This window comes from Tolumonas lignilytica (assembly GCF_000527035.1).
GTDB classification, from domain to species: Bacteria; Pseudomonadota; Gammaproteobacteria; order Enterobacterales; family Aeromonadaceae; genus Tolumonas; species Tolumonas lignilytica.
In genome coordinates, this window is record NZ_AZUK01000001.1 from 2,684,275 (window position 1) to 2,697,310 (window position 13,036).

A 13,036-nucleotide genomic window follows, 5' to 3' on the forward strand; every position below is an offset into this window, starting at 1 on the left:
TTAATCCTGCGTTGCCAGTTCAGTGGCAAATTGTTGTTCCATTTGTTCTAGCTGTTCGGAAATATCCATCCATTCCAGCTCAATCTGTTCCAGTTCGTTTTTCAACGGACCTTGTTGTGATAACAGCCCTGTTAATTTAGCCTTGGCATCGTCCTGATAGATGGCCGGATCAGCCAGTGCTTGTTCCAGTTCATGCAGTTTTTGCTGAAGTTTCGCCATGAGCTGTTCATGTTTTTCCAGCTTTTGACGTAAAGGGCGGGTTTGTTGCCGAAAATCGGCTTCACGTCGTTTTTGATCCTTTCGTGCCGCTGCACTTTGCGGTGCAGCACTTGAGCTGGTTGTCGCGCTTTTGTTTTCCGCTGTGTTTTTATCTTGCTCAGTAAGCCATTTATGATAGTCGTCGAGATCGCCATCAAATGCTTCCAGCCGTTTATTATGCACCAGATAAAATTCATCTGTGGTGGTACGCAGTAAATGGCGGTCGTGCGAAACGATCACCATGGCCCCTTCAAAACCTTGTAGCGCCAGCGTCAGTGCTTCACGCATTTCCAGATCTAAATGGTTGGTCGGTTCATCGAGTAATAGCAGATTCGGTTTCTGCCAGACCAGCAGAGCTAACACCAAACGTGCTTTCTCGCCGCCAGAGAAGGTATCCACCGGTTCTAATGCTTTATCACCGTGGAAACCAAAACCACCTAAAAAATTGCGTAGCTCTTGTTCAGGCCGGTTACCAGCCAGACGAGTAAGATGTTGTAACGGCGAATCGCCCTGTTGCAGGGATTCCAACTGATGCTGAGCAAAGTAACCGATTTTAACACCTTTGCTTGGTTCCAGTGTCCCAGAAAGGGGAATGAGTTCACCCGCCAGCAATTTAATGAAAGTCGATTTACCGGCACCATTTCGTCCTAACAGACCGATACGGGAGCCTGGTACCAGATTGAGCTTTATCTTTTCCAGAATCAGTTTGTCGCCATAACCAGCACTTAAATTTTCCATACTGATCAAAGGCGTGGGGAGTGCATCCGGTTCACGGAATTGGAACTGAAATTGCGAATCAACATGCGCCGGCAGGATCAATTCCATGCGCTCCATCGCTTTCAGACGGCTTTGTGCCTGACGCGCTTTGGTCGCTTTATAACGGAAGCGATCAACATAATCCTGCATCTTGCTTAAGGCTTGTTGTTGCTTCTCATACATCGATTGCTGTTGCGCTAAGGCCGAAGCTCGCTGGATCTCGAAATCCGAATAGCTGCCGGTATATTCGTTTAATTTTGCATTTTCGATATGAATGATGCGACCAATCACCCGATCCAGAAAATCGCGATCATGAGAGATCAGGATCAATGTCCCGCGATAAGAGCGTAACCAGCTTTCCAGCCAGATCACGGCATCTAGATCGAGATGGTTGGTGGGTTCGTCAAGTAATAACAGGTCGGAACGACAAATCAATGCCTGAGCCAGATTGAGACGCATCCGCCAGCCGCCGGAAAACGCCGATACGGGTTGCGCGTGTTGTTCACTGCTGAAACCTAAACCATGTAGCAGTTCACCGGCACGGGCGCGAACGGTATAGGCACCGGCTGCATCTAAACGGCCGTGCAATTCGGCAATGCGAATACCATCGCCTTGTTGTTCTGCCTGCTGCAACTGTTGCTCAAGGTGACGAAACTCTTTATCACCATCAATAACGTAATCCAGGGCAGAACATTCAAGTGCTGGGGTTTCCTGCGCCACGGTTGCCACCTGCCATTGGGCAGGGACAGAGACTGAACCGGCATCAACGGCCAGTTCATTTTTTAATAAAGCAAAAAAACTCGATTTTCCGCAGCCGTTTTTTCCAACCAGCCCTACTTTTTGACCCGGATGAATGGTGGCGGTAGCTTCTTCTAATAGAGGCTTATTGCCTCGTAGCAGCGTGATTTGAGAAACGATAATCATGACGGGAATATTCTGCGGCAAAAACAAAAGCGCATTATACGGGGAAAAGCGTTCTCCGGCAGCAGTTGAATGCTCAGGGGGTGATTGTGTTTCACCGGAATTTTCCGGTATGCTGGTGCGACTAGTTGTCATTTAACCAGGATGCATGATGAAGATTACTCATTTGAGCGTAGTAACGCTGGATTACACCGTATCAGACGATGCGGGCGAGGTGTTGGATACAACCGAAGGGCGTGAACCGCTGGTTTATCTGCATGGCAGTGGTTTTTTAGTGCCCGGCCTGGAAAATGCCTTATATGATCGTGAAGAAGGCGATAGCTTTGAGCTGACCGTTCCTGCTATGGATGCATACGGTGAATATGAAGAATCTCTGGTGCAGGAAGTACCTGGTGAATTGTTTGACGGCATGGAAGTCGCGGAAGGTGATACTTTCGTTGCGGATACCGATGACGGTCACCGTCCGGTAACCATCGTTGAAGTTTCTGAAGATTTTGTCAAAGTCGATGCGAACCACCCACTGGCGGGTATGGATCTGCATTTCAAAGTCAATGTACGCGGTGTTCGTGCGGCGACAGCGGAAGAGATCGCGCATGGCCACGTTCATGGCGATGACGAAGGCTGTGGTCATCACCACCATCATCATCATGAACATGGCGGTGAAGGTTGCTGCGGTGGGCATGGACACTCACACGGTGGCGAAGGTTGCTGTGGTGGTCATGGTCATGACCATGATGATGCTCATGAATGCTGTGGTGGTAAAGGCCATGCTCATGCCGCTGATGAAGATGAAGCGCATGAATGCTGCGGCGGCCACGGCGGCTGTAAGCACTAATAAAAAATCCCGCCTAGTGCGGGATTTTTTATACCGGATCATCAATATCCAGACTATTTTTTGCGATTAATGCATTCTTCTTTGTTATTGCAGTGTCCGTATAGGTACAGACTGTGATTAGTCAGCGTCATACCGTGTTGCACCGCAATTTCTTTCTGTCGCTGTTCAATGACGTCATCAGAGAATTCAACAACAGTGCCACAATCCAGACAAACCAGATGGTCATGATGATGTTGCTGGGCTAATTCAAAAACTGACTTGCCCCCTTCAAAATGATGACGAGTCACGATGCCGGCATCATCAAACTGATTTAATACGCGGTAGACAGTGGCCAAGCCAATCTCTTCACCATTGTCCAGCAGCAGTTTATAAAGGTCTTCCGCACTGATGTGCTGACATTCAGGCTGGCGCAGATATTCTAAAATTTTCACGCGCGGCGAAGTAATTTTTAGGCCTGCATCTTTTAATTGCTGATTATGGTCTGTCATAGCTCTCTATATCTTTGGGGCAGTTTGAGACTGCTGCGAGTAGGGCTTATCCATTATAGGGTGCAAAAGTAATAAAAAGAAATGTGTTACGTAGGGGATTCTTGATCCCGCATAAAATAAAGCCTGCAGTGATAACAGGCTTTATTAAAACGAAATGGAGTTAAGCCAGTTCCGCTAAACACATTTCTTCGCGCAATTGTTGGCACCAGGCGGTCACGCGTTCAGCGGTTAATTCTGGTTGACGATCTTCGTCAATGCCCAAACCAACGAAGTGTTTATCGTCAACCAAGGCTTTTGACGCTTCAAATTGATAGCTGTCAGTTGGCCAGTAACCCACAATGGTGGCGCCTTTTGCCTGAACGAGATCACGTAACGTGCCCATCGCATCCAGGAAATATTCGGCATAATCCTCTTGGTCACCACATCCAAAGATGGCAACCAGTTTGCTACTGAAGTCGATTTTTTCTAATTCAGGGAAAAAGTCATCCCAGTCTGCCTGCGATTCACCGTAATACCAGGTTGGAATTCCCAGGATCAGAAAATCGTACTTTTCAAAGTCAGTGCGAGTACATTGAGCCACATCCAGTACATCAACCAGATCGCTACCCAATTCTTTCTGGATCATGCCAGCGACGGCTTCTGTGTTGCCGGTGTCACTGCCAAAGAACAGACCTATCAGTGCCATAAGATGAGTTATCCTTATTTCGTCGGAATTCAAAAACGCTGTTTATTATTCTAGCTGGACGGAGCGTTGAGCGCTAACGTATTCCCGGACTAACTCTTGAATGAGTTCCGACCGACTGATACTGCGTGCATCTGCCAACTGATTGAGATCATCCAATAACTCGGCTTCGAGTTTCAGTTCCACCCGATGGAGCCCTTTTTCCTTATCCCGTTTGAGTTGATTCCGTTTGTTGATCTTCAACTGCAAATCGCGGGGATGAGGATTGGTTTTGGGGCGCCCTGGACGCTTTTCATCAGCAAACAGATCCAGTGTTGTGCGATCCGATTGATGTTTTGCCATATATAAAACTACTGCCAGACAAGGTTCAGGTGCGAGCATTCTCAATAGGGGGCGCACTATACCACAATGTGCAAGAAAGCATAACGCACGATAGTGAATGAACGGTCAGTTTGTCTGTAATAGAAATCGTTCCACAATGCCATTAAACAGCTGTGGTTTTTCTGCATGTAACCAATGGCCACACCCTGCCATGATTCGGGCTGTGGCATTGGGAAAATGGGCTTTGATGGCCATTTGATGCGCTGCTTGCAGATAATCAGACTCACCACCTTTAATAAACAAGGTGGCCCCGGCATAGTGTTTTTCTGCAGCAAATGGCCAACCCATGATGTCGGAATAATGGGTTTTCAGGGTATTGAGATTGAATTGCCAGTGTGTGGGATTTTCACTGCTGAACGATTTTAATAGAAATTGACGCACGGCAGGATCAGACACATGTTGGCTCATCAGCTCATCTGCCGCTTTACGGGAAGTGACGGTTGATGTTTCTGCCACGGCAGTCAATGCCGCAAAGACGGATAAATGACGATGCTCTTGATAATTGACGGGAGCTATATCTGCTACGACGAGCGAGGCGACACGGTTCGGTTCAGTGAGTGCCATTGCCATCGCCACTTTGCCGCCCATTGAATGCCCAATCAGATGAGCCTTCGGTAACCCCAGAGTTTGCAGTAACGCCAGAATATCCTGACTCATGGCGTGATAGTCCATATCAGCATGCCATTCAGATAATCCGTGATTTCTGATATCGACCGTGATCACCGAATAGTGTGACATCAGCTGTTGCTTCAGTAAGCCCAGATTGTCTTGTTTTCCAAATAAACCATGTAACAACACGATAGGGGTAGTTTCGGCTGCCATAACGGGGGTTATCTGGTAATTCAGTTTCACAGAAATATCCTTGCATGATTTAGTAACTTTATATTAACAAATTACAGTCAGTGCCGTGAACCCGCCTAACGAATGGATCCCAAAGATAGATTTGTTTTGTTGTTTTGCGGAAACACCTAATTGGCAAAATTAGCGAACAAAATGAGGGATCAGTCACGTGTGAGAATGTTATCGGATGTATTGCTTCTGGTTTTATGCCACTGTAATCACTCTGCGTGCTAAACACAGAGGGTTAGGTTTGCCGCTGTGGCTTATGTATAATCCGGCTGTTGTCTATATTCAAAGTTGTCGGAACCAAAAAGAATGAAAACCATTGAGGTTGATGATCAGATATACCGTTACATTGCCAGCCGTACCTTGCACATTGGTGAGAGTGCTTCTGATATTTTAAGACGCCTGCTTGCTTTGCCCTCGGATGCGGATCCGACAATTTCTGCGGTATCTGTTCATGAAGCAACGCCAGAACATATTGGTGAAGTTTCAACTGATGTTCTGTTTACCTTGCTTAACGATGTACAACTGGCAAAGGAAGAGAGTGCGATTGCACGTTTTATGTTGATTCTTTCTGCATTGTATCGTTCTCAACCCGATGCTTTCAGACGTGCGGCTGACATTAAAGGCCGAAAGCGGATCTATTTTGCTGAAGACCCTCAGGCCTTGCTGGATAACGGCACCACAACCAAGCCTAAACCTGTCCCGGAAACCCCATACTGGGTGATTACTAACACGAATACTGGCCGTAAGCGCTTGATTATTGAGCAGTTAATGCAGGCCATGGGCTACTCTGCAGAAACTATCGCAGAGGTTTGTAACAAGGTATAAAAGAACAGGAAGTCGTATATGGCACAACATCCCCATGCAGGCAAACCCGCCCGCGTTGAAGATTTAACTAACATTCCTCGTCTGGTGGCTGCCTACTATCTGAATAAACCGGATATGTCACTGCCGGAACAACGTGTGGCTTTTGGTACTTCCGGCCACCGCGGCAGTTCACTGCACAGCGCGTTTACTGAATCTCATATCCAGGCAGTCAGTCAGGCATTGGCTGAATATCGTCAAAGCAAAAACATTACCGGCCCATTGTTCATTGGTATGGATACGCACGCGTTGTCTGAAGCGGCATTAGCCAGTGCGGTCCAGGTATTAGCTGCCAACGGTGTCAAAGTACGCATTCAACAAGGGTTAGGTTATACCCCGACACCGGTAGTTTCACATGCGATCCTGACATACAACCGTGCGGGTCATGCTGATCAGGCGGATGGCGTGGTGATCACACCGTCGCACAATCCACCGGAAGATGGTGGCTTCAAATACAACCCACCACATGGTGGCCCAGCGGAAGGCGAGATCACCAAATGGGTGGAAGATCGTGCGAACCAGATCCTGGAAAACGGGTCTGTTGACGTTAAAGTCATGCCATATGCGGCAGCTATCGCATCTGAGTTTGTAGAAGAGTACGACTACGTTGCGCCTTATGTAAATGATTTGGGCAATGTGCTGGATATGGAAGCTATCCGTAAGTCCGGTATCAAGATTGGTGTTGACCCATTGGGCGGTGCTGGTGTTGCGTATTGGGATGTGATCGCGAAAACGTATGGTCTAAACATCGAAGTGGTGAATTACCGCGTTGATCCGACCTTCTCGTTCATGACGCTGGATAAAGATGGCAAAGTGCGTATGGATTGCTCCAGCCCATGGGCGATGGCGAGCCTGATCAGCCTGAAAGATAAGTTTGATATTGCCTTAGGTAACGATCCTGATTATGACCGCCATGGCATTGTCACCAAATCTGGGCTGATGAATCCAAACCATTATCTGGCGGTGGCCATTCAGTATCTGTTTACACACCGTCCACACTGGCCAGCCCAAGCGGCTGTGGGTAAAACACTGGTGTCTTCTTCGATCATTGATCGTGTTGCGGGCAAGATTGGTCGTGACCTGAAAGAAGTGCCTGTTGGTTTCAAATGGTTTGTGGATGGTCTGTTTGACGGCAGTTTCGGTTTTGGTGGCGAAGAGAGTGCGGGTGCTTCCTTCCTACGTAAAGACGGTTCAGTCTGGACAACCGATAAAGATGGTTTCATTCTGGCGCTGTTGGCGGCAGAAATCATTGCAGTCACCGGCAAAGATCCTCAACAGCTGTATAACGCATTGACAGAAGAGTTTGGTGCACCGGTTTATCGTCGTATTGATGCTCCGGCAAATACTGCGCAAAAATCAGTGCTGTCCAAACTGAGCCCTGACCTTGTAGAAGCAACCATGCTGGCAGGTGAGCCAATTCTGGCTAAACTGACCAAAGCGCCGGGCAACAATGCAGCCATCGGTGGCCTGAAAGTGGTGACTGAAAATGGCTGGTTCGCGGCACGTCCGAGTGGTACCGAGTCTATCTACAAAATTTACATGGAAAGCTTCAAAGGCGAAGCCCATCTGGATGCGATCCAGAAGGAAGCGCAGCAGATCGTATCCGCTGCATTGGCTAAAGCTGGCGTGTAATTACGTTAGATTGCCATTATTGTGGATAAAGAAAAGCCCTGAATTTTCAGGGCTTTTTACTTTCTGCTCGTTGCCAAATTTAGCGTCGATATTCATGGCCATGATTTTGAATCAAGCGTTTGGTCACCTCATGCTGCGGGTTTGAAAACACGTCATGGGTCGTGCCACTTTCTACCACTTCGCCTTGATGCATGATCAGCACTTTGTCGCTGATATGGCGGACGAGCCCTAAATCATTTGCCACGACAACATAAGACAAACCAAGACGTTCCTGCAGGTTCAGCATGAGGTTGACGACTTGCGAACGCATCGATACATCCAGCATGGAGAAGGCTTCATCCGCGACGATGATTTTGGGATCCAGGATCAACGCTCGGGCAAAGGCGACGCGTTGTTTCTGCCCCAGTGAAATCATTTGTGGATAGAACAGGGCATGTTCAGGTAACAACCCCACCATGCGTAGTGTTTCAATGACGGTGTTGGCGCGTTCTTCTTCACTTAACTCGGTATTCAAACGCAAAGGTGCTTCCAGAATTCGTCCTACACGCAGTTGCGGGTTCAGGGATGAGTTTGGATCTTGAAAAATCATGCGGATCAGCTTGCAGCGTTTTTGGGTATCGCCAAAAGCAATCACTTCACCATTGACTTCTATTTCACCGGACGTCGGGGGAACTACGCCAGCCAGTATTTTAGCTAATGTACTTTTCCCTGATCCAGTCTCACCAACGAGTGCCAGTGTTTGGCCCGGTTCGAGTGTAAACGAGATGTCTTTCAGCACCTGAACCTGTTTTCTACGAAACAGACCGACACGGTTGAAAAAGGTTTTGTTAATGCCACTGACTTTTAATAATGGAACGGAGTTCATCGGCTGGATTCCTCCATATTCAGTGGAAAATGACAGTAAAATTGATGCCCTTTCAACTGGGTAACATCAGGCATACGCACACACATTTTTTGCGCATACGGGCAACGAGGGCCAAGACGACAACCTATAGGCAGATGTTGTAACGGTGGTATGGAACCGGGCAATGTCGTGAGCAAGGATTTATGGGGCAGGTCTTGCGAAAAATCGGGCAACGCATTCAAGAGTGCATCGGTATAAGGGTGATGCGGATTTTTCAGAATGGATTCCCGTGTTCCTGTCTCTACCATTTGTCCGCAATACATCACACTCACGGTGTCGGCTAAGTTTGCGATGGCGGTAAGGTCATTACTGATCAACAGAATCGTGGTGTTGTTAACCACGTTCATCTTATCGAGCAACCGCAGGATCTGCGCCTGGGTGGTTGCCTCCATGGCACTGATTGGTTCATCTGCAATCAAGAGCCGTGGTTTTACTGCTATGGCCATGGCAATCATGACTTTCTGACAAATACCATCTGAAAGTTCGAGTGGGTAGGCGTGCATAACCCGGTCATGATCTTTAACACCGACACGATGCAGCAATGCCTTGGCATATTTTTTCCGCCAGAAAGGGCGTTGCCACCATTTTCCCTCAAAAACCCGGTTGGGGATCACTTCCATCAACTGTTCACCGACAGGAATTGACGGGTCAAGACAAGAAACCGGCTCTTGAAAAATCATGGCAATATTTTGCGACAAGAACTTACGTCGTTGAAATGCGCTCATTTCCAGTAAATTAACATCGCAAATGCGCAGTCGGTCAGCGGTGACATGCCAATTATCTTTCGTGATACCAACCAGTGCCTTGGCAACCAGACTTTTACCTGAACCTGATTCGCCCACTAAACCACGAACTTCACCTTCGTTCATGGTCAGGCTGATTTTGTCGACCACTTTGACGCGCCCTTGCGAGGTATCAATTTCAATGGTCAGATTTCGGATATCCAGTAATGGCATTATTCTTGTCCTTGTTGCAATGCTTTGCGCAGGCCTTCACCCATTAGATTGGTGGCGACTACACTCAACATGATGGCGAGCCCAGGTAATGCCACATTCCAGGGGGAAATATAGGCCAGATCCAGACTGTCGGCGATCATGGTACCCCATTCGGATAAAGGCGATTGCGCACCGAGGCCAAGAAAACAAACTGCGCTGATATCCAGAATGGCGGCTGAAAGACCGCGAGTGGTCTGTGTCACCAAGACATCCAGAATGTTTGGCAAAATGGCGAGGCGTAAAATTCGAAACGGGGTCGAACCGTCGAGACGTACGGCAATAATATATTCTTTGTTGTATTCTTCTCGCACCGCGTTAAAGGAGGCCCGGATAAATTGGGGGATCTGCGCAAGACTAATGGCGAGTAACGCGTTATCCAGACTGGCACCCATGATTGAAACGAGAACGATGGCCAGTAACAGCGAAGGGATGGACAGCAGAATATCCAGCATATGATATAAAATGCTGGAACTGAGACCGTGCTGCATGGCGGCAACGATGCCGATACAAGAGCCGAAGACCATGGCCAGTAAACATGCGGTTAAAGCACTGCCGAACGTGAGTTGTGCGCCATAAAGCAGACGAGAAAGGGTATCACGCCCTAAGTCGTCGGTACCGAGGAAATAGTGCAGCGACCCGTTAGTTTCCCATGAGGGTGGTAAGAGCAGGGCGTTTGCATTTTGATTAAAGGGATCATAACTGGCCAGTGACGGGCCGAGCAGAGCCATTCCGATAAAAAATGCAAACAACCACAACCCCGTCATTGCGCGCGGGTCATTGCGGAATGTCTGCCATGTCTGCGCTAGTGGAGAGGGTATGCGGATCTCGGGATAAATTCTAACCTTGCTGGGCATACAGAGCTTTCCTCTTGGCAGGGTAAAACAAAACTGTCAGCAGTTCTGAACAAATGTTGATGATGATCAGCGTGATCGCAATTACCAACATACAAGCCTGAACGGCCGCGAAATCGCGCGCTAAAATACTGCTGATTAACCAGCGGCCCAAGCCGGGCCATTCAAACATTTGCTCTGTAATAATGGCGGACGTCACAATGGTGCCAAATTGCATGCTTAGCATCGGGAGAATGGGGGGAAGGGCATTGCGCAGACCGTGCGTCAGAATCACACTCCAGGTGGAATGTCCGCGACTGAGAGCGGCTTTGATATAACCTTGTCCAATGACTTCACTGAGAGATTTACGCACTAATCGGATCACTTCAGTGGTAGTGGCTAACGCCAGTACACTGGCAGGTAAGATCAAATGTTGTAACGCATTGAAAAATGCATCCATATGATCCGGATTATCGGATAGCCAGCAGTCCAGCAAGCTAAAGCCTGTGATCGGTTTGATTTGATAGAGCAGGCTTAATTGCCCGGATGACGGGAACCACCCTAATTGCATGGCCAGTGTCATGGTGAGCAGGGTTGCTAACCAATAAATGGGGATGGAAAAACCCAGCAGGCTCAGGTTTGAAATCAGAATATCAGGGATGCGGTCACGATAAATAGCTGAAACCGCCCCCAGCGTGACCCCGACAATCGTTGCCAGAATGATCCCCGCAAGTGCAAGGCCCAGTGTTGCTGGTAAATAAGACAGCACACTATTTAACACAGGTTCGCCCGTGACGTTGGAGAATCCCCACTGGCCAGTCAGAAAGTGATGTACATATTCAAAATAACCACTGCTCTGAACACTGTTAATGTTGCGATCGATGCCGTAGGCCAACAAGCTCAAAATTAATAACGTGAAAAATAACAAGCTTAAACGGCGCAATGTGTAAATAAGCATGATTTACTCCCGATAAGCCTTCTTAAAGGAAACACCACCTGTTGATGGAATAATTATATCTTGCATATTACGCCAGTAGGCCGTCACCATCAGGGCATGAGCAAGGGGAATGACAGGAACGTTTTGGTAGATCATCTCTTGGTTCTGTTGATATTCATAAATACGCTGTGACAGGCGTTGTGTGGCGAGTGCCTGATTCAAATGTGCATCAAAAGTGTCATTGCACCAGTTCGAATAGTTATTGCCCCCATTTTTCAACGACTCACAGCTTAAGAGTGGTCTCAGGAAATTGTCAGGGTCGGTGTTATCGGCTGCCCAGGCAAGCAATGCCAGATCATGTTTTCCCTCTTGTAACCGGGTGCGCATCAGTGACCAGCGAGTTTCGAGGATCTCGACATTAATACCAATACGTGCCAAGTCTCCTTGAATTAATTGCGCTGTTTTGGAGGCATCCGGATTGTATGTTCGCGCAATGGGCTGAACCCACAAGGTGAGATCAAAGCCGTCTGGATAACCTGCTTCTTTGAGTAATTGTTTTGCCTGTTCCGGATCAAAATAGTATTCGTCAAGATTGGGGTCATGCGCCCAAGACGCAGGCGGCAATAGGCTTGATGCGGTTTCGCCTGTGTCATAGAACACGGCCTGTTGCAGGTTATCCCTATTTACCGCCATGGCAATTGCACGACGGACGCGCACATCGGTAAGCGGTTTTTTCTGGGTATTCAACGCCAGATAGGTGGTGTTCATGTTGCTCTGAATATCTAGCGCAGTGCGCGGATTATTGCGAATAAACGGTAACTGACTGGCGGCGGGGGTGGCTATCACCTGACATTCCCCCGTGAATAACTTGGCGAGCCGCTTTGATGCCCGAGGTGTGTAGTCAAAGACCAATTGCTCCAAGATCGGTGTTTTATCCCAATAGGTCGGGTTGCGTGTCAGCCGCAAATACTGATTGGGGCGCAATTCCAACATTTGATAGGGGCCGGTGCCGACAGGCAGATCATCCATATCCTGCAGATTGCCATGCTGGCGTTGCAGATAGTCACCGTATTCGGCTGATAAAATGACGGAATAATCACTGGCCAGCGTCGCCATGAATGAGGCATCAGGGTGGCGCAAGATAAATTGCACCTGATAATCCGTGACTTTTTTTACATCCTGCAGCACATCAGCAAATTGCCGGTTATCAAAGAAGGGATAGTGCGTTCCAGATACGGCATGGAATGGATGAGCCGGGTCTATGATCCGCTGAAAGCTGAAAATGACGTCGTCAGCATTAAAGGTACGATGTGGCGTAAACCAGGGTGTGTGGTGGAAATGAACATTCCGGCGCAAATTAAAGGTATAAACCAGACCATTACGGCTAATGCTCCAATTTTCAGCCAGTGCCCCATCCAGACGTTGCGTGTCAGGGTTGACCTCAATCAGACGGTTATAAACCTGTTGAGAGAGTGACGCCACAAAAGGGGTCGAACCCTGTACTTGAGGATTCAAGTGCTGACTGAAACTGTCAACACAGTAAACTGCACCGCTGGTTTTGGTTGATTCGACTGGTTTACAGCCTGCGAGTAGTAGTAATACTACGGCTCCCAAACAGTGCAATAATGAAAAAGGTTTCATACGATATCCGTGACTGATAGGCTGGGACATCACCACTATTGGCGTTGACCACATCTAAGTGCTGAT

The 13,036-nt window shown here is 48.1% G+C and carries 13 protein-coding genes; 3 read left to right on the top strand and 10 right to left on the bottom strand.

What is annotated here, in order from left to right:
* Positions 1 to 1,938, bottom strand: coding sequence for an ABC transporter ATP-binding protein (locus H027_RS0112460; RefSeq protein WP_024872787.1), 1,938 nt, complete (start codon positions 1,936 to 1,938; stop codon positions 1 to 3).
* Positions 1,939 to 2,086: 148 nt separating this feature from the next.
* Between H027_RS0112460 and slyD the strand changes: the two genes are divergently transcribed.
* Positions 2,087 to 2,770 carry a peptidylprolyl isomerase gene (slyD, locus tag H027_RS0112465; RefSeq protein WP_024872788.1) on the top strand — a complete coding sequence of 228 codons (684 nt, stop codon included), beginning with the start codon at positions 2,087 to 2,089 and terminating at the stop codon, positions 2,768 to 2,770.
* Between the two features lie 53 nt (positions 2,771 to 2,823).
* Here the strand turns inward: slyD and fur are convergent, their stop codons facing one another.
* From fur to H027_RS0112485, 4 genes are all read right to left on the bottom strand, one after another.
* Positions 2,824 to 3,258 carry a ferric iron uptake transcriptional regulator gene (gene fur / locus H027_RS0112470; protein WP_024872789.1) on the bottom strand — a complete coding sequence of 145 codons (435 nt, stop codon included), beginning with the start codon at positions 3,256 to 3,258 and terminating at the stop codon, positions 2,824 to 2,826.
* Positions 3,259 to 3,418: 160 nt separating this feature from the next.
* Positions 3,419 to 3,943, bottom strand: coding sequence for a flavodoxin FldA (fldA, locus tag H027_RS0112475; protein ID WP_024872790.1), 525 nt, complete (start codon positions 3,941 to 3,943; stop codon positions 3,419 to 3,421).
* A gap of 45 nt (positions 3,944 to 3,988) precedes the next feature.
* Entirely contained in the window at positions 3,989 to 4,282 is a 294-nt protein-coding gene (gene ybfE / locus H027_RS0112480; protein WP_024872791.1) for a LexA regulated protein, read from the bottom strand.
* A 105-nt stretch (positions 4,283 to 4,387) separates the two neighbouring features.
* A complete protein-coding gene (locus H027_RS0112485; RefSeq protein ID WP_038149817.1) occupies positions 4,388 to 5,143 on the bottom strand; it encodes an alpha/beta fold hydrolase in 756 nt (251 codons plus the stop codon).
* Between the two features lie 333 nt (positions 5,144 to 5,476).
* Here H027_RS0112485 and seqA point away from each other — a divergent pair, with 333 nt between their 5' ends.
* Entirely contained in the window at positions 5,477 to 5,995 is a 519-nt protein-coding gene (gene seqA / locus H027_RS0112490; RefSeq protein WP_024872793.1) for a replication initiation negative regulator SeqA, read from the top strand.
* Between the two features lie 18 nt (positions 5,996 to 6,013).
* Positions 6,014 to 7,663 (top strand): phosphoglucomutase (alpha-D-glucose-1,6-bisphosphate-dependent), encoded by a 1,650-nt coding sequence (pgm, locus tag H027_RS0112495; RefSeq protein WP_024872794.1) that lies wholly within the window; start codon positions 6,014 to 6,016, stop codon positions 7,661 to 7,663.
* A 79-nt stretch (positions 7,664 to 7,742) separates the two neighbouring features.
* On the opposite strand, the gene H027_RS0112500 is transcribed toward pgm, so the two are convergent.
* The 5 genes from H027_RS0112500 to sapA are packed head-to-tail and all read right to left on the bottom strand — an operon-like array spanning position 7,743 to position 12,970.
* Complete coding sequence (locus H027_RS0112500) at positions 7,743 to 8,528, bottom strand: peptide ABC transporter ATP-binding protein (RefSeq protein ID WP_024872795.1); 786 nt, start codon at positions 8,526 to 8,528, stop codon at positions 7,743 to 7,745.
* Entirely contained in the window at positions 8,525 to 9,523 is a 999-nt protein-coding gene (locus tag H027_RS0112505; RefSeq protein ID WP_024872796.1) for a peptide ABC transporter ATP-binding protein, read from the bottom strand. Before H027_RS0112505 ends, H027_RS0112500 begins: the two co-directional genes overlap by 4 nt.
* Positions 9,523 to 10,416, bottom strand: coding sequence for an ABC transporter permease subunit (locus H027_RS0112510; protein WP_024872797.1), 894 nt, complete (start codon positions 10,414 to 10,416; stop codon positions 9,523 to 9,525). The genes H027_RS0112505 and H027_RS0112510 overlap by 1 nt, the downstream gene beginning before the upstream one ends.
* The gene (locus H027_RS0112515; protein ID WP_024872798.1) at positions 10,400 to 11,350 is read right to left on the bottom strand and encodes an ABC transporter permease; all 951 of its coding nucleotides are present in this window, start codon (positions 11,348 to 11,350) and stop codon (positions 10,400 to 10,402) included. The genes H027_RS0112510 and H027_RS0112515 overlap by 17 nt, the downstream gene beginning before the upstream one ends.
* Positions 11,351 to 11,353: 3 nt before the next feature.
* On the bottom strand, positions 11,354 to 12,970 hold the full coding sequence (gene sapA, locus H027_RS0112520; protein WP_024872799.1) for an ABC transporter substrate-binding protein SapA: 1,617 nt from the start codon (positions 12,968 to 12,970) through the stop codon (positions 11,354 to 11,356).
* Between the last annotated feature and the right edge of the window lie 66 nt (positions 12,971 to 13,036).

Bases quoted from the DNA above. Each gene is read 5' to 3' on its own strand.
- H027_RS0112460 (WP_024872787.1), bottom strand. From the start codon at position 1,938: ATGATTATCGTTTCTCAAATCACGCTGCTACGAGGCAATAAGCCTCTA.
- sapA (WP_024872799.1), bottom strand. From the start codon at position 12,970: ATGAAACCTTTTTCATTATTGCACTGTTTGGGAGCCGTAGTATTACTA.
- H027_RS0112500 (WP_024872795.1), bottom strand. From the start codon at position 8,528: ATGAACTCCGTTCCATTATTAAAAGTCAGTGGCATTAACAAAACCTTT.
- H027_RS0112505 (WP_024872796.1), bottom strand. From the start codon at position 9,523: ATGCCATTACTGGATATCCGAAATCTGACCATTGAAATTGATACCTCG.
- H027_RS0112515 (WP_024872798.1), bottom strand. From the start codon at position 11,350: ATGCTTATTTACACATTGCGCCGTTTAAGCTTGTTATTTTTCACGTTA.
- ybfE (WP_024872791.1), bottom strand. From the start codon at position 4,282: ATGGCAAAACATCAATCGGATCGCACAACACTGGATCTGTTTGCTGAT.
- pgm (WP_024872794.1), top strand. From the start codon at position 6,014: ATGGCACAACATCCCCATGCAGGCAAACCCGCCCGCGTTGAAGATTTA.
- H027_RS0112485 (WP_038149817.1), bottom strand. From the start codon at position 5,143: ATGGCAGCCGAAACTACCCCTATCGTGTTGTTACATGGTTTATTTGGA.
- slyD (WP_024872788.1), top strand. From the start codon at position 2,087: ATGAAGATTACTCATTTGAGCGTAGTAACGCTGGATTACACCGTATCA.
- fldA (WP_024872790.1), bottom strand. From the start codon at position 3,943: ATGGCACTGATAGGTCTGTTCTTTGGCAGTGACACCGGCAACACAGAA.
- seqA (WP_024872793.1), top strand. From the start codon at position 5,477: ATGAAAACCATTGAGGTTGATGATCAGATATACCGTTACATTGCCAGC.
- H027_RS0112510 (WP_024872797.1), bottom strand. From the start codon at position 10,416: ATGCCCAGCAAGGTTAGAATTTATCCCGAGATCCGCATACCCTCTCCA.
- fur (WP_024872789.1), bottom strand. From the start codon at position 3,258: ATGACAGACCATAATCAGCAATTAAAAGATGCAGGCCTAAAAATTACT.